Below are 15,556 nucleotides of genomic sequence, written 5' to 3'. Positions count from 1 at the left end.
CCCAGCCCCGCAGCCTGCCCTAACCTTCCGGCGACCACGCCTCATAGTCGCGCTTCTCATTGCCACCCGATTTGCGGATAGACCCAGATGGCGCATAGGCCATGGCCGTGCCGGTCAGGTTCTCGTGATGCGGCTTTTCCCAGGACTTGTGGGCCAGCGGCGCGTCGGTTGGCGCGTCCTTGTATGTGTGATGCAACCAGCCGTGCCAATCAGGGCTCACGCGCGACGCCTCGGCCTCGCCGTTGTAGATAACCCAACGCCGCTTGGCGTCCTTGGACTGGTAAAAGATATTGCCTTCGGCATCCTCCCCCACTTTCACGCCATTGCGCCATGTGAAGAATTGCGTGTTCAGCGTCTGCCCATCCCACCAGGTCGCAGCGCGCAGGATAGAGTTAAGAATGCCCATGAGGTGCCTCCGAATGCGTTGGGTTAGATATGGCCCATGGGCGCGACAAGGTCCAGTGGCAAGCCGTACGAAAGCTGCGGAGATCAGCCGCCGATATAGGCCGTTACCTCAATTTCGATGCGGTATTTGGGGTCAATCAGCCCGCATTCAAGCATTGTGGCGGCTGGCGGGTTGTCACCGAAGGCAGCGCGAAGTGCGGGCCAGCATTGTTCAAACTCTTCGGCGGCCGGCAACATGTAACTCACGCGGACAACTTTTGAGAAGTCCGCGCCTGCCTCCTCCAATGCACTGGAGATGATGTTGAGCGCGCTGTCACATTGTGCCGCGGCTCCCATTGGCGGTTCGCCATCCGGTCCCGGCGCGGCAACTGTCCCGGCAACATGGACCCAGTCGCCCGCAACCACTGCCCGGCAATAGCCGACTTTGGGTTCAAAAGCGCCACCAGAATGGATGCGTTTGATGGTCATGTGGTCTCTCCTCAATCGCCAAATCGGACCCGCGCCGCGATTTTGTAGGGTTTTGAATACAAATGGACGGATTCGCCACTCGGCCCGATGATGACAAAAGACCCCGGCTGCGCAAGCGCCTTTCCGATGCGATCAGCGACAAGCGGAGCCCAGTTATGCGCGCATGATCCAATGGCATCGCGGGTATTTGTAGGAAGTGGTGCGGCAGGTGTCGGGCGCCAATCGTTTCCACCCCACTCTAGTTGCCAACTCGTCCAGGTGTCCGCTCGTTTGCGTTGTGGCGGGCTATCCGGGACCGTCTCAGGCAGGCCCACGATTGCGAAGGTGCAATCCCATCGAAATTGTCCACCTATCGGGTGCCAGCGTCGGCTTTCGAGAACAGCAAACTCGTCAAGGAACTGCTCAAAGACTTCTGCGGCATAACGAGGGTTCGCGAACAAGACGTTGTTAATGTGCCAAGCGAAGAGAAGAACGAACGGCAGGGCGGCCACCATCAATACAAAAAGGCCGACCCGAAGGGCCGACCTTTTCAAATCCTTAAGCATTTTGCCCGCCTTAGCTGGCTTCGGCTTCCGCCTCTTTCTTCTGCTCGCCGTAGATGACCAATGGCTTGGCCTCGCGGCCAACGGCCTCTTCATTGACCACAACCTCGTCGACACCATCCAGCCCCGGCAGGTCGAACATCGTGTCCAGCAGGATGTCTTCCAAGATCGACCGCAGCCCGCGTGCACCGGTCTTGCGCTCGATCGCCCGCTTCGAGATAGCCGACAGGGCGTCTTCGGTGAAGTTAAGCTTGGCGTCTTCAAGTTCAAACAGGCGTTGATACTGTTTGACCAACGCGTTCTTCGGCTGCGTCAAGATCGTGACAAGCGCTTCTTCATCGAGGTCTTCAAGTGTCGCGATAACCGGCAGACGGCCCACAAATTCGGGGATCAGACCAAATTTCAGCAGGTCTTCAGGTTCCAGATCCTGGAAGAACTCACCGACGCCTTTGTTGTCTTCGTCACGCACGTCGGCACCAAAGCCCATGGCAGAGCCCTTGCCCCGCTGTGCGATAATCTTTTCAAGACCGGCAAAGGCCCCACCGCAGATAAACAAGATGTTTGTGGTGTCGACCTGCAGGAATTCTTGCTGCGGATGCTTGCGTCCGCCTTGCGGCGGCACGGAGGCCACGGTGCCTTCCATAATTTTCAGCAACGCCTGCTGCACGCCTTCGCCCGACACATCGCGGGTTATGGACGGGTTGTCGGACTTGCGTGTGATCTTGTCGACCTCATCAATATAGACGATGCCACGCTGCGCGCGTTCCACATTGTACTCGGAAGCCTGCAATAGCTTCAGAATAATGTTTTCAACGTCTTCGCCCACGTAACCGGCTTCGGTCAGCGTCGTGGCATCTGCCATGGTAAACGGAACATCCAAAATCCGTGCGAGAGTTTGTGCCAACAATGTCTTACCGCAGCCCGTCGGACCGATCAGCATGATGTTTGATTTGGCGAGTTCGATATCGCCGGACTTCGCCGCATGGTTCAGCCGTTTGTAATGGTTGTGAACGGCGACAGACAGAACCCGCTTCGCGTGCCCCTGCCCGATCACATAGTCATCCAACACATCACAAATTTCCTGCGGTGTCGGAACCCCGTCCGAGGACTTCAGACCAGCGGTCTTCGTTTCCTCGCGAATGATATCCATGCAGAGCTCGACGCATTCATCACAAATGAAAACGGTCGGGCCCGCGATCAGCTTGCGCACCTCGTGCTGCGACTTACCGCAGAATGAGCAGTAGAGGGTGTTTTTGCTATCACCGGAATTATTCGCCATCACACCACCTCATCTGGGGTATCGCCAGTATTTGCACGCAAATTCATGCGCCCGCTTCGTCGTTGAGATTCAGGTTAGGCCAGCCGCTAGGGAGGTACAATCCGAAAAACAACCTTGCGGGCGGCCCAGAGTCTTTACCGCAACGCCCGCAAGAAACAATGAACGCCCAGCGCTCAAATTTTACGACTTCTCGTCTTCTTTCGTCCGATTGGTCACGATCTCGTCAATGTGGCCCCATTCGAGCGCTTCTTCTGGCGACATGAAGTTGTCCCGCTCAAGCGCCTTCTCGATTGCCTTAACCGTTTGACCCGTGTGCTTTGCATAGATTTCGTTCAATTTCTGCTTCAGCTTTTTGGTCTCTTCTGCGTGGATCAGAATGTCCGTTGCCTGACCCTGATAGCCGCCGGACGGCTGGTGCACCATGATCCGCGCGTTTGGCAATGAGAAACGCATCCCGGCCTCGCCGGCGACCGCCAGCAGCGACCCGGCCGACGCCGCCTGACCCACGATCAACGTGGACACTTTCGGCCGGATGTATTGCATCGTGTCGTAAATGGACAGTCCAGCCGTCACCACACCGCCAGGCGAGTTGATGTACATTGAAATATCCTTGGTCGGATTTTCTGCTTCCAGATGAAGCAATTGCGCAACGATGAGCTGGCTCATGCCATCATGTATCGGCCCGTTCAGAAAGATGATCCGCTCCTTCAACAGGCGCGAGAAAATGTCGTAAGCGCGTTCGCCGCGGCTTGTCTGTTCGACCACCATCGGGACGAGGTTCATGTAGGTTTCAACTGGATCGGTCATAGCGCTGCCTGCCTGTATATGTGTCTGCACCGGGTGCGGTTATGGCGCGTGATACGCGCGAATTGTGAAGATGACGTTAGTTGCGGAAGAATCCGGCTGCAAGGGGGGCAAACCGCCCTCACCGATGAGCCAGACGCCTACCTTGAATTGGGGGGTGCCGCCGCTACCGTCAAGAGCAATTGAAAATTGAGAGACCGAACCCCACAGTGTTTTAACCAACCCGCGCCGCCGCGCGCACCACGCTGGCAGAATTCGTGCCAGATGCGGGACAGGAATCCACAATCGGTCGCAGCCCTATTTTCTGAGTGAAATCTGATAGTTTCGCGGCTTTCCTCTTGTCGTTTTCAAGACGTTAGGTAAGCTTCCTTTTGAGTTATTCGGAGAGCCAGTGTGATGAAATTTGAAGCCTTCGCAATCGCCTCTCTTGTGGCGTTTCCGTTGTCGGCGGCGGACCTTCCGTCGCCTGCCCTGGACACCGACTATAGGCCAGTAGACCGCACCGAAGCCGAATTGGGGCAATTGCTCTTTTATGATCCGATACTATCGGGCAACCGCAATATTTCTTGCGCGATATGCCACCATCCGAATTTTGCCACGGGTGACGGAGTGTCCCTGTCGCTGGGCGAAGGTGGGGTTGGTCTGGGGCCCGAACGCCGGTCCGACCCGAAGAACATGCCGGAACAACGCATCCCGCGCCACGCCCAGGCCCTTTTCAACCTTGGGGCACGGGAATTCACCGTGATGTTCCATGACGGCAGGATCGAAGAGGATCCGACGAAGCCTGGCGGCATTCGCACGCCGATGGATGAGGACATGACGCAGGGTTTCGCGTCGCTGCTGTCGGCCCAGACCATGTTTCCGGTCCTCAGTCCGGACGAAATGGCCGGCCATTACAGCGAAAATGACGTCTCCAAAGCTGTACGTTCCGGACGCATCACTGGGGATGGCGGGGCATGGGACATCATCTCGAAGCGGGTGTCCTCGATTGAGGAATACCGAAATAAATTCAAGGCAGTATACCCCGATATTGAAGGTGGTCATCCAATTGCGTTTACCGATATTTCCAACGCGATCGCAGCATTCATTGAGCTTGAGTGGCGTTCCGACGACAGTCCGTTTGACGCGTTCCTGCGTGGCGGCACGCTGCCGGCAGATGCGACGGCCGGGATGGAACTGTTTTATGGTGACGCCGAATGCGCGACCTGCCATTCCGGCACGTTCCAGACGGATCACGGATTTCACGCGACTGGCGTTCCCCAGTTCGGTCCCGGCAAAGCCGCGCGCTTTGAGAGCCATAGCCGCGACATTGGCCGGATGCGGGTAACCGGCAAAGACGGTGACGCCTACAAGTTTCGTACACCATCCTTGAGAAACGTGACCAAAACCGCGCCCTATGGGCATACGGGGGCCTATGCTGATCTTGGCGACTTTATCCGGGCGCATGTTGATCCCTATTTCGCACTCGCCAATTTTGCGCGCGACACCGCCATTCTGCCGCCTCTGGACACAGATGATTGGTGGGTCATGGACCGGCCAGCGGAAGTCGCGGCCATTCGAGACGCCGCAACGATCTTCACAAGTCATCTGAACGATCTGGAAGTTGCGCAGCTGGTGGCCTTCCTCCACACATTGGAAGACCGCGTTGCGTTAGAGGGGCGTCTGGGCATCCCGCAATCGGTTCCAAGTGGATTGAAAGTAGACCGATAAGGTCGGCCTCTATCTGTCGAAATTGATCACCTGGCCGGATGTCGCGTCTATCCAATCTGATGTTTCCCCATCAGGCCAAAGAACGCGAAGGGAGGCTGATGTTTGCGTTCCGAGCCCAAAGTGAAGCATCCCGGATTGGCCTCCGGCGTGGCCCCCGCCAACGGTCACTTCCTGAGTCTGGGTCACCCCGCCGGAAGACATCTCAACCCAGGCCCCAACGGCTTGTGTGTTGGACCCCCTTTGACGAAGGGCAACCCCGACCCAGCCTCCGGCATTAGGCGTTAGGTTTTGGTACAGCTCGGCCGGTGCCCTTCGGTTTACCACCACGATGTCCAGCAGACCGTCGCGGTTGAGATCACTCAGCGCCGCGCCGCGCGACCTCACCACGCTGGCGACACCTGCGATGTCGCCCCGCTCGACAAATGTCCCGTCCTCTCCTTGGATCAGCAGATTGTTGGGGTCCTTCGTTGCCATGCCGGGCATTTGATCCACGTTGCCCTTCGCTATGAACAGGTCGGCCCGAGCATCGTTGTTCACATCGGCGAACTGTGCGTGCCACCCGGTCGAAGGTCGCCCCTCGTCGCCGATGTAGGGACGCTGGGCATAAGTTCCGATGCTGAACGGTGCAGCAGAATAACCGGACTCACCGGAAATCTGCATCAGTTGGTCGCCCATCGATGTCAGGACCACCTCCGGCCGCCCATCGCCTGTGAAATCACGCGACGCAATGCCCATTCCCCAAATGCTAATCGGCTCCCAGCCGTCGCCGTTCATAAGCGTCAGCCCGGGCATCGCCCACATCTGCTCTGACCCGCCACTGACATAGTAATGGCGATCGTTTGAGACACGCAAATCCTGGGTGCCATCTCTGTTCCAATCCGAAAAGAGCATGGAAAGGGCGCAAAATCCGGGCTGCAAGACGGTCTTGACGAAAGTCGATCCGTCGTGGCGGAACAAGGCGTTGCTGTCGCAGGCCTCGAAAGGGCCGTCCGGATCATCACGATCCACGTAATTGCCGAACGCCAGTGTCGGCCAATCCTGTCCAGCCTCCCAGGTTGCAGAAAATGCCGTGGTCCAGCGGTCGCCCCCATCCAACCCCCATTTTTCATTGGCTCTGGAAAAGCCGCATGCGCCGTCGTTTTCCAAGATGATGTTCTCGCCTACACGCAACACCATCAAATCCAGGGTGCCGTCACTATCAAAGTCCAACGGGTACGCGCCGGTCACCCCGGAGCGCAGCGACACAGGATGCTGCCGAAAGGTGATATCGGCACCCTGCGTCTTTGTAGTGTTGATCAACAATGAAGACTGCGCCGCCCCCCCGGCCATGAAGAGGTCGTCGAACCCGTCACCATTGCAATCCAGAACCGCAACACCGCCGCCAACGAAATGTTCCCAGCCGCCAGAATACACATGTTCGATCGGCAACGGTCGGGGCTCAAACGCAGGGTCCGCCAAGGCGACCCCGGGCACGAGGCAAAGAAAAAGAGCCCTCACGCTTCTGCCCAGCCGTCGCCAAGAAGCTCATCAGTCGTGGCCGAAAGCGCCAGAGCTGCCGCGCCGCGGGCCCAAACGAAGCCACCCCAGACATTGATGTCAATTTCCGGCCCGTCGCGGCCTTTGTCCAACGTCAGGGCCTTCATTTCCGACAGCACGTCTTCGGCATAGAGGTAGTCATACTGCATCCGCTCACCCGACAGAATAATCAGGCTGGGATCAAACAAATGAGCCACATTGCTCAAGGCCACCGACAGGTACCGACCAGCCCGCCTGAATATGGTGCGCGCCCTTTCATTTCCGGCCTTGGCCTGATCGTAAAGGGTTTCCAGCATGACTTGTACCGGACCGAATTGTTCTGCCTTCATGTCAAGCGCGATGCGGGCCTCCCGGACCAAGGCATAGTCCGCCACATAGGCCTCCAAGCAACCTCGGTTTCCGCACCTGCACAACGCACCATCCAGTTGAACCTTCGTATGCCCCAGCTCCATCCCCAGCCCGCCCGAGCCGCGGTACAGCCTGTTGTCCAGCACCAACCCCATGCCGACACCATATTCGATGGTCACAACCGCAAAGGACTGCTTGTTACGCCCCGCCCCGAACCAAAGCTCGGCAAGGGTCAGCATATTGGCGTCATTGTCTATGTAGACGGGAAGTCCCAGCCGCTCTGTCAAAAGATCGCGCAACGGAACATTGCGTGACGACAGCAATGGCGACCAGGGGACAAGGCCGGCATCATGGTCCACCATCCCGGCAAGGCCGACGCCAACTCCCGAAATCTGGTCATGGGTCATGTCAGCGGACTTGATTAACCGAGCCAACAGCGTCTCCGCTTCAACAAGCAGTCCGTCCACTTCGTGTTTTTGGGCCGCTGCGGCACAGTCGAGCTCGGCAACCTGCTTGCCTGCGAAATCAACAATGACGGCGGAGTGATTGAAGTCGCCCAGCTTGATACCGACGACGTACCCCGCGTCCGGAGCAACCTCCAGAGCCACTGGCGGGCGTCCGCGCGTGCTCGTTTCGTGAGACGTTTCAGCTTCCACCACCAGGTTGTGGGCTATCAATTCTGAAGTCAGTTGGGTCACCGAGCCGGGTGAAATTCCCAAATCCTTCGACACATCTATGCGTGGGGTTTGCCCTGCTGCGCGCACACGCTCAAATATTTGCTGGCGTAGCGGCTTCGGAGCGCGCCCGCCGGACGGCAGAACTGGGCCGCATCCCTCCAGCGCGGAGCCATGCTGTGTTGCGGCATTCATGCTGCGTTGCGGCTTTTCTTTCACGTCCAAAACTATTTCCTATTCGATTCTCTGAAATCTGGCTTCTCTCTTGCCGAAATGAACCCAAAAATCGGAAACTCCCGAGCGCCTCCGATGTCAAACCTGCGCGATTTGCGGTTTGCGGTCAAATTAATTTTGACAGCTGAATTAATTATGTCCATGTTGATACTGCCTCGATTCGAGTCGGGGCTGTCAGGTCCGTGCAGGAGGCACCCCTGACAAGAAACTTTGGGAGGATATTCATGCGCAAGGCATTGACCGTAGCCGCGATTGCATTCGCCGGCTTCACAACAACAGCAGCATTGGCCGACGGCCATGCGAAAACCATCGGCGTCAGCTGGTCCAACTTTCAAGAAGAGCGTTGGAAAACTGATGAAGCAGCGATCAAAGCCGCTTTGGACGCTGCTGGCGCGAAATACATTTCCGCTGACGCGCAATCTTCTGCGTCCAAGCAGTTGACAGACATCGAAGCGCTGATCGCACAAGGCGCAGACGCTCTGATTATTCTGGCGCAAGACAAGGACGCCATCGGCCCGGCACTGGATATCGCCGAAGCTGAAGGCATCCCAATGATCGGCTATGACCGCCTGATTGAAGATCAACGCACCTTCTACCTGACATTCGACAACAAAGGCGTGGGCCGCATCATCGCGGAAACCGTTTTTGCTGAAGTGCCAAAGGGCAACTACGCAGTGATCAAGGGGGACAAGGGCGATCCAAACGCAGGCTTCCTGCTGGAAGGCATGATGGAAGTCATCCAGCCTGCAATCGACAGCGGCGACATCACAATCGTGGGTGAGGCCTTCACCGATGGTTGGAAGCCAGACAACGCCCAGAAAAACATGGAACAGATCCTGACTGCCAACAACAACAACGTTGACGCGGTTCTGTCCCAGAACGACGGCATGGCTGGCGGCTCGATCGCTGCACTGGAAGCTCAGGGTCTGAACATCCCAATCGGCGGCCAAGACGGTGACCACGCGGCGCTGAACCGCGTTGCACGTGGCACGCAGTCCGTGTCGGTTTGGAAAAACAGCATCGATCTGGGCACAGCCGCTGGCGAGATCGCTGTGGCACTGGCCAATGGCACAGCCATGGACGCCATTGAAGGCGCAGGCAAGTTCTCCGGCGGCGCAAAAGGCGTCGAGATGAACGCAATCCTGCTGGACCCAACTCCGATCACTCAGTCCAATATCAACCTGGTGATCGAAGCGGGCCACATCGCGAAAGACAAAGTCTGCGAAGGCGCACAGGACGGCGTAGCCGGCTGCTAGGCTTTCACTGACCACAAGGGCACCGGCGGGCTTCCTCTCGCCGGTGCCACCCTACCCTTCTAACCTTTTTTCTGCGCATCTGGCCCCGCCTCACCTAGAGACGGCTCTCGACGCGCAAACTGTTTCGAGGCCAAGTCAATGTCTGACACATCCAATGCCAGCGACCAAAAACCCGACGGAGCGGTGACGCGCTTCTTGCGCGAGACCGAGGTCGACACGCGCCTTCTGGGCATGCTCGCGGCGCTTGCCTTGATCTGGGTCGGCTTTCACGTCTACGGTCAGGTCGTCAACGGCTTCGGCGCATTCCTGACACCGCGCAACTTGTGGAACTTGTCGGTGCAGACCTCGTCCATCGGCATCATGGCCACGGGCATGGTGCTCGTCATTGTCACCCGTCACATTGACCTGTCGGTCGGGTCAATGCTTGGCTTCATCGCCATCGTCATGGGGACCCTGCAGGTCAACATCCTGCCCCAATACTTAGGCCTCGGGCACCCGATGATCTGGGTCATCGCCATTTTGGCTGGCTTGGTCGTCGGCACGATCATCGGTGGTTTTCAAGGCTACATGATTGCCTACGGCACTATCCCGGCCTTCATCGTTACACTTGGCGGCCTGCTTGTCTGGCGTGGTGTCGGCTTCCTCGTGGCGCGTGGCGAGACCATCTCGCCGGTGGATGCGACGTTCAAATTGCTGGGCGGCGGACCCTATGGGGCCATTGGATATGCCGGAAGCTGGATCGTTTGCGCCCTGGCATGCGCCGCGGTTCTCGGGCTGATCGTCATGGGCCGACGCAAGCGCAAGCATTTTGAGCTTCATCAGCGCCCCGCATGGGCCGAGGTTTTTCTGGCCATTGTCGGGTGCGGCGCAGTCATCGGAGCCACGCTTCTGGTCAACGCCTACCCATGGCCAAAAGGTATCGTCAAAAGATACGTAGAGGCCAATGGCATCACGACCCCGGTCGAGGAGATATTTATCTCGCACGGCTACGCGATCCCGGTGCTGATATTGGTGGGCGTCGCGATTGCAATGACCATCTTGATGTCGCGCACCAAGTTTGGTCGCTACGTCTACGCGATTGGCGGCAATCCCGAAGCCGCCGAGCTGGCGGGCATCAACACCCGCTGGATGACGGTCAAAATCTTCGCGCTGATGGGATTCTTGACGGGCCTGTCGGCGGTCGTGGCCTCTGCCCGCCTCGGCTCGGCGACGGCAGCACTTGGAACGCTGGATGAGCTGTACGTCATCGCAGCCGCGGTCATCGGTGGCACATCACTGGCTGGCGGCGTCGGCACGATCTACGGCGCAATTCTCGGGGCAATCGTGATGCAAAGTCTGCAAACGGGGATGGTGCTGATCGGCTTTGATGCAGCTATTCAACAGGTCGTCGTGGGCTCAGTGCTGGTCATCGCCGTCTTCCTCGACATTCTATACCGGAGGAACTCGAAATGAGTGAAACCCCGCTCGTTCAACTCAAAGACATCTCGATTTCGTTCGGCGGTATCCGTGCGGTGGATCATGTCAGTCTTGATCTGTATCCAGGTGAAGTCGTTGGACTGCTCGGCCATAACGGTGCCGGTAAATCGACGCTGATCAAGATCTTGTCGGGGGCCTATCAAAAGGACGGCGGCGAAATCTTGATCAACGGCAAGCACGCCGAGATCAATTCGCCCCGCGATGCCCGCGACCACAATATTGAGACAATCTACCAAACGCTGGCTCTGGCCGACAATCTTGATGCCGCTTCAAACCTTTTTCTGGGGCGCGAACTGACCTCACCTATTGGCTTTGTGGATGACGCCAAGATGGCGGCAGAAACCGCCAAGATCATGGCGCGCCTGAACCCCAACTTCAAGAAACTGAAGGAGCCGGTCAGCGCATTGTCGGGCGGGCAGCGCCAATCCGTCGCCATTGCACGCGCAGTGTATTTCAACGCCAAAATCCTGATCATGGATGAACCGACGGCTGCCTTAGGTGTGCATGAGACCAAAATGGTGGCCGACCTGATCCAAGAGCTCAAAGCGCAAGGGCTGGGGATCTTTCTAATCAGCCACGACACCCGCGAAATGCTGGAGCTGTGCGACCGTGTGTCGGTGATGAAAAACGGCGCGTTGATCGGGACAGAACGGGTTGAGGACGTGACCGAGGATGACATCCTGTCGATGATCATCATGGGCAAAAACCCCAAACGGGCGGCGTGATATGTATCTCGGCCTCGACCTGGGGACATCTTCGGTAAAGGGGCTGCTGATCGGCGCGGATCAAGAGCCCATTGCCGAGGCCAAAGCGTCCCTGACCGTTTCCCGCCCCCATCCCGGCTGGTCAGAACAAGCCCCCGCAGACTGGCTGGCGGCGACCTCTGCGGTTATGGCCGAATTGCAGGGCAAGGCTGACCTGTCGGCAATCAAGGGCATAGGCTTGTCGGGCCATATGCATGGGGCCACCCTGATCGACAAGTCAGGCGACGTGCTGCGCCCCTGTATTTTGTGGAACGACACGCGCAGCCATTCCGAGGCCGCCGAAATGGATGCGGACCGGCATTTCCGCGAGGTCACGGGCAACATCGTCTTCCCCGGTTTCACGGCGCCCAAGCTCGCTTGGGTGCATAACAACGAACGAAAAATTTTTGACCGTACAGCGAAAGTGCTGCTGCCCAAGGACTACTTGCGACTTTGGTTCACCGGCGACGCCGTTTCAGAGATGTCGGATGCCGCTGGCACATCTTGGCTCGATGTCGGCGCGCGCGATTGGTCGGATGTGTTGCTGTCAGCCACCGGCTTGTCACGCGACCACATGCCCAGCCTGGTCGAAGGCTCCGCCCCCTCCGGAGGTCTGAGACAGGCCCTGGCCGACAACTGGGGCATCCCAGCCGGAACACCTGTTGCAGGCGGCGGCGGAGACAATGCGGCAACCGCAGTCGGCTGCGGCGTGACCCGGCCCGGGCAGGCATTCCTGTCGCTGGGGACTTCCGGCGTGCTCTTTGCGGCCACGCCGTCATACAGCCCCGACGCGGCGAGCGCAGTTCACACGTTCTGCCACGCACTCCCCGGGACCTGGCATCAGATGGGTGTCGTCCTTTCCGCCGCGGATAGCCTCGAATGGTACGCGCGGCTGACCCGGTCAAACGCCGCTGACCTGACTTCAGCGCTCACGGGTATTGAGGCCCCCGGCCGTGCCTGCTTCCTCCCCTATCTCGGCGGGGAGCGCACGCCACATAATGACGCCCAAATCCGAGGTGCACTGATCGGGTTGGAACACGAAACTGACCTTAAGGCAGGAACCCGCGCGGTTCTGGAGGGGGTTGCTTTTGCTCTGAAGGACTCTGCCGACGCCCTTGCACAAACCGGCACCCAAATCGACACGCTCATTGCCGTTGGCGGCGGCTCCGCGTCCCGCGTCTGGTTGGAGATCATGGCAACGGTTCTGGGTCAGCCGATCCAAATCCCCGTCTCGGGCGATTTCGGCGCCGCTTTCGGGGCTGCACGTCTCGGCATGATGGGCGCGACAGGCGACACCACACTGGCAACTGCACCGAAAGTCGCGGCAACGATTGAGCCGGATGCGTCTTTGCAGGATGCTTTCTCCGCCGCGCACCAACGCTACAGACAAACCTACAACGCCTTAAGGACCCTTTCATGACCGACTTTTTCCAAGGCATCGACAAAGCAACCTTTGAGGGCGCAGACAGCACCAACCCGATGGCCTTCCGCCACTACAACCCGGACGAAATGGTGATGGGCAAACGGATGGAAGACCACCTGCGTTTCGCCTGCGCGTGGTGGCATTCCTTCGCGTGGCCCGGCGGCGACCCCTTCGGCGGGCAAACCTTCGAACGCCCGTGGTTCGGCGACACAATGGAGCTGGCCAAGCTCAAGGCTGACGAGGCCTTCGAGATGTTCGATATCCTTGGCGTCCCCTTCTACTGCTTCCATGACGCCGACATCCGTCCCGAAGGTGCCAATTTCGCCGAGAACACCAAGAACCTAGAAGAAATGGTCGACTACCTCGGCGAGAAGATGGCCGCCGGAGGACCAAAGCTGCTTTGGGGGACCGCCAATCTGTTTTCGCACCGCCGCTACATGGCGGGTGCGGCCACCAACCCGGACCCGGATGTGTTCGCGTTTTCGGCGGCCACTGTGAAAACCTGTATAGATGCGACCCATAAGCTGGGCGGCGAAAATTACGTGCTCTGGGGCGGTCGCGAGGGGTATGAAACACTGCTCAATACCGACCTGAAACGCGAACGCGAACAGGCTGGCCGGTTCCTGCAGATGGTCGTCGACTACAAACACAAAATTGGCTTCAAAGGCGCAATCCTGATCGAGCCCAAGCCGCAAGAGCCAACCAAGCATCAGTATGATTACGACGTTGCCACGGTCTACGGCTTCCTCAAACAGTTCGGGTTGGAAAACGAGGTTCAGATGAACATCGAACAAGGGCACGCCATCCTCGCCGGCCATAGCTTTGAGCACGAGCTGGCCATGGCCTCCTCGCTTGGCATTTTTGGATCCATCGACATGAACCGCAACGACTACCAATCGGGGTGGGACACGGATCAATTCCCCAACAACACGCCCGAGGTTGCATTGGCCTACTACGAGGTTTTGAAAGCGGGCGGGTTTATCACCGGCGGGACAAATTTCGACGCCAAACTGCGCCGCCAGTCGCTCGATCCGCAGGATCTGATCGCCGCCCATATCGGCGGCATGGATATCTGCGCGCGTGGTCTGAAAGCCGCCGCTGCACTGCTGGAAGACGGTCAGCTCGAAGCCAAGCGTGCGGCGCGATATGCTGGGTGGGACAGCTCGGACCATCTCGATGGCACGCTCGAAGGCATTGCCTCCAAGGTCGCAGCTGATGACATCAACCCGTCCCCCCGCTCCGGCCAGCAGGAAATTCTGGAAAACCTCGTCAATCGCTTCACCTGACCGTCGCTCCCCAGCTTTGGGTATTTCAGCCCGCACCAGTCTTTGCCATAACATGCCCCATCACAAGGGAGGGGCAATGAGCGACACAATCAAAGACCTGCGCGCCGAGGCCTTGCGCCTTTTCGACGTCGCAATCGAAGCTGCTGACCCGGCCAAAGCGCTCGCCGCGCAAGTCACTTCTCCCTTCAGCGCGCCCGAGAATGGCCGCCTGATCCTCATCGCCGTCGGCAAGGCGGCCTGCCCCATGATGGAGCAAGCCTTGGCCATGACGGAAGGACCCGCCGAAGCACTGGTGGTCACCAATTACGAAAACGCGCGCGACATCGAAGGCGCAACGGTCTTGGCTGCGGGCCACCCAGTGCCTGATGAGAACGGGCTGGCTGGCGCGACTGCAATGGCGGAGTTGCTCAAAAGCACCTCGGCAAGAGACCGTATTGTCGCGCTGATTTCAGGTGGCGGGTCGGCTCTGCTTCCTCTGCCAGTCGAAGGTGTCTCGCTTGCCGACAAAGCCAGGACGTCTGAAGTCCTGCTCGGTGCGGGTTTCGACATCACCGAGATGAACCTTGTCCGTCAGCAACTGAGCCAACTCAAAGGCGGCGGCATGGCGTGCATGGCGGCCCCGGCCAAGGTTGAGGCCTACATCCTCTCTGACGTCGTCGGCGACGACCTGCGGGTGATCGCCAGCGGCCCAACCGTGGCCCCGATCGGCACCAAAAGCGATGCGCGAAAACTGCTCGCATCGCTCTGGGAACAACTGCCCGCCTCGGTGCAAAGCCATCTTGATACGGACAGCAACGACGACGGACCGCCCGAAGCTGAAAACATGCTGATCTGCTCCAACCGCAAAAGCTTAGAAGCGATGCGGGACGCTCATGCGGGCGCGGTCATCGTCGATGACCGCCTTGAAGGCAACGTGGCCGATGTCGCCCCACGCCTCGCACAGATCGCCCATGAGACAGAGGGCCCCGCAGCGCTGTTGTTCGGCGGCGAGACCACGGTCACGCTAACCGGCACCGGCAAAGGCGGCCGCAATCAGGATCTCGCCCTGCGTATGGCTCTTGCGGGCATCGGAGGCGACTGGGTGTTCCTGTCCGGTGGTACCGATGGGCGCGACGGGCCAACGGATGCGGCAGGCGGTCTGGTCGACGCATCAAGCGCGGCCCGCATGACGGACCCCCACGCGCGGCTGGCCAACAATGACGCATATGCCGCGCTCGCATCCTCTGGCGATCTGGTCATCACAGGTGGCACAGGTACCAACGTGGCAGACGTTCAAATCCTGCTCAAACGCTAAGCCTCTTTCCATGTTCTAAAATATCCCGGGGTTTGGGGCAGAGCCCCAAGAGAAACGGGGTGTGGGGCGGAGCCCCAC

14 protein-coding genes are annotated in these 15,556 nt (G+C 58.8%); 7 read left to right on the top strand and 7 right to left on the bottom strand.

Annotated elements, in window-relative coordinates:
• Window positions 1–19: 19 nt before the first annotated feature.
• From Q0899_RS02155 to Q0899_RS02135, 5 genes are all read right to left on the bottom strand, one after another.
• Entirely contained in the window at window positions 20–406 is a 387-nt protein-coding gene (locus Q0899_RS02155) for an NADH:ubiquinone oxidoreductase subunit NDUFA12 (RefSeq protein ID WP_299190987.1), read from the bottom strand.
• 83 nt (window positions 407–489) lie between these two features.
• On the bottom strand, window positions 490–873 hold the full coding sequence (locus Q0899_RS02150; RefSeq protein ID WP_298292157.1) for a RidA family protein: 384 nt from the start codon (window positions 871–873) through the stop codon (window positions 490–492).
• Between the two features lie 11 nt (window positions 874–884).
• A complete protein-coding gene (locus Q0899_RS02145; RefSeq protein WP_299190986.1) occupies window positions 885–1,418 on the bottom strand; it encodes a hypothetical protein in 534 nt (177 codons plus the stop codon).
• 10 nt (window positions 1,419–1,428) lie between these two features.
• On the bottom strand, window positions 1,429–2,694 hold the full coding sequence (clpX, locus tag Q0899_RS02140) for an ATP-dependent Clp protease ATP-binding subunit ClpX (protein WP_298292161.1): 1,266 nt from the start codon (window positions 2,692–2,694) through the stop codon (window positions 1,429–1,431).
• A 180-nt stretch (window positions 2,695–2,874) separates the two neighbouring features.
• A complete protein-coding gene (locus tag Q0899_RS02135; RefSeq protein WP_298292163.1) occupies window positions 2,875–3,501 on the bottom strand; it encodes an ATP-dependent Clp protease proteolytic subunit in 627 nt (208 codons plus the stop codon).
• A gap of 393 nt (window positions 3,502–3,894) precedes the next feature.
• Between Q0899_RS02135 and Q0899_RS02130 the strand changes: the two genes are divergently transcribed.
• Window positions 3,895–5,208 carry a cytochrome c peroxidase gene (locus Q0899_RS02130; protein ID WP_298292165.1) on the top strand — a complete coding sequence of 438 codons (1,314 nt, stop codon included), beginning with the start codon at window positions 3,895–3,897 and terminating at the stop codon, window positions 5,206–5,208.
• 9 nt (window positions 5,209–5,217) lie between these two features.
• On the opposite strand, the gene Q0899_RS02125 is transcribed toward Q0899_RS02130, so the two are convergent.
• Together Q0899_RS02125 and Q0899_RS02120 are read right to left on the bottom strand one after the other, a co-directional pair.
• A complete protein-coding gene (locus Q0899_RS02125) occupies window positions 5,218–6,705 on the bottom strand; it encodes a CRTAC1 family protein (RefSeq protein ID WP_298292167.1) in 1,488 nt (495 codons plus the stop codon).
• A complete protein-coding gene (locus Q0899_RS02120) occupies window positions 6,702–7,961 on the bottom strand; it encodes an ROK family protein (protein WP_299195185.1) in 1,260 nt (419 codons plus the stop codon). Before Q0899_RS02120 ends, Q0899_RS02125 begins: the two co-directional genes overlap by 4 nt.
• Before the next feature lie 263 nt (window positions 7,962–8,224).
• Here Q0899_RS02120 and Q0899_RS02115 point away from each other — a divergent pair, with 263 nt between their 5' ends.
• The 6 genes from Q0899_RS02115 to Q0899_RS02090 all read left to right on the top strand — a co-directional run bounded on the left by Q0899_RS02115 (window position 8,225) and on the right by Q0899_RS02090 (window position 15,478).
• Window positions 8,225–9,256, top strand: coding sequence for a substrate-binding domain-containing protein (locus Q0899_RS02115; RefSeq protein ID WP_298292170.1), 1,032 nt, complete (start codon window positions 8,225–8,227; stop codon window positions 9,254–9,256).
• A gap of 138 nt (window positions 9,257–9,394) precedes the next feature.
• The gene (locus Q0899_RS02110; RefSeq protein ID WP_298292172.1) at window positions 9,395–10,708 is read left to right on the top strand and encodes a sugar ABC transporter permease; all 1,314 of its coding nucleotides are present in this window, start codon (window positions 9,395–9,397) and stop codon (window positions 10,706–10,708) included.
• Window positions 10,705–11,457 (top strand): ATP-binding cassette domain-containing protein, encoded by a 753-nt coding sequence (locus Q0899_RS02105; RefSeq protein ID WP_298292174.1) that lies wholly within the window; start codon window positions 10,705–10,707, stop codon window positions 11,455–11,457. The genes Q0899_RS02110 and Q0899_RS02105 overlap by 4 nt, the downstream gene beginning before the upstream one ends.
• Before the next feature lies 1 nt (window position 11,458).
• Window positions 11,459–12,895 (top strand): xylulokinase, encoded by a 1,437-nt coding sequence (gene xylB / locus Q0899_RS02100; protein ID WP_299190985.1) that lies wholly within the window; start codon window positions 11,459–11,461, stop codon window positions 12,893–12,895.
• On the top strand, window positions 12,892–14,184 hold the full coding sequence (xylA, locus tag Q0899_RS02095; RefSeq protein WP_298292178.1) for a xylose isomerase: 1,293 nt from the start codon (window positions 12,892–12,894) through the stop codon (window positions 14,182–14,184). Before xylB ends, xylA begins: the two co-directional genes overlap by 4 nt.
• Before the next feature lie 76 nt (window positions 14,185–14,260).
• On the top strand, window positions 14,261–15,478 hold the full coding sequence (locus Q0899_RS02090) for a DUF4147 domain-containing protein (RefSeq protein ID WP_298292180.1): 1,218 nt from the start codon (window positions 14,261–14,263) through the stop codon (window positions 15,476–15,478).
• Window positions 15,479–15,556: the final 78 nt, after the last annotated feature.

The sequence above is a fragment of the uncultured Litoreibacter sp. genome (genome assembly GCF_947501785.1).
Classification (GTDB): Bacteria; Pseudomonadota; Alphaproteobacteria; order Rhodobacterales; family Rhodobacteraceae; genus Litoreibacter.
This window is presented reverse-complemented; position numbering and strand designations above follow the sequence as displayed.

Coding starts and splice junctions, on each gene's coding strand:
- xylB (WP_299190985.1), top strand. CDS start 11,459: ATGTATCTCGGCCTCGACCTGGGGACATCTTCGGTAAAGGGGCTGCTG.
- Q0899_RS02150 (WP_298292157.1), bottom strand. CDS start 873: ATGACCATCAAACGCATCCATTCTGGTGGCGCTTTTGAACCCAAAGTC.
- xylA (WP_298292178.1), top strand. CDS start 12,892: ATGACCGACTTTTTCCAAGGCATCGACAAAGCAACCTTTGAGGGCGCA.
- Q0899_RS02145 (WP_299190986.1), bottom strand. CDS start 1,418: ATGCTTAAGGATTTGAAAAGGTCGGCCCTTCGGGTCGGCCTTTTTGTA.
- clpX (WP_298292161.1), bottom strand. CDS start 2,694: ATGGCGAATAATTCCGGTGATAGCAAAAACACCCTCTACTGCTCATTC.
- Q0899_RS02135 (WP_298292163.1), bottom strand. CDS start 3,501: ATGACCGATCCAGTTGAAACCTACATGAACCTCGTCCCGATGGTGGTC.
- Q0899_RS02115 (WP_298292170.1), top strand. CDS start 8,225: ATGCGCAAGGCATTGACCGTAGCCGCGATTGCATTCGCCGGCTTCACA.
- Q0899_RS02090 (WP_298292180.1), top strand. CDS start 14,261: ATGAGCGACACAATCAAAGACCTGCGCGCCGAGGCCTTGCGCCTTTTC.
- Q0899_RS02155 (WP_299190987.1), bottom strand. CDS start 406: ATGGGCATTCTTAACTCTATCCTGCGCGCTGCGACCTGGTGGGATGGG.
- Q0899_RS02120 (WP_299195185.1), bottom strand. CDS start 7,961: ATGAATGCCGCAACACAGCATGGCTCCGCGCTGGAGGGATGCGGCCCA.
- Q0899_RS02110 (WP_298292172.1), top strand. CDS start 9,395: ATGTCTGACACATCCAATGCCAGCGACCAAAAACCCGACGGAGCGGTG.
- Q0899_RS02105 (WP_298292174.1), top strand. CDS start 10,705: ATGAGTGAAACCCCGCTCGTTCAACTCAAAGACATCTCGATTTCGTTC.
- Q0899_RS02130 (WP_298292165.1), top strand. CDS start 3,895: ATGAAATTTGAAGCCTTCGCAATCGCCTCTCTTGTGGCGTTTCCGTTG.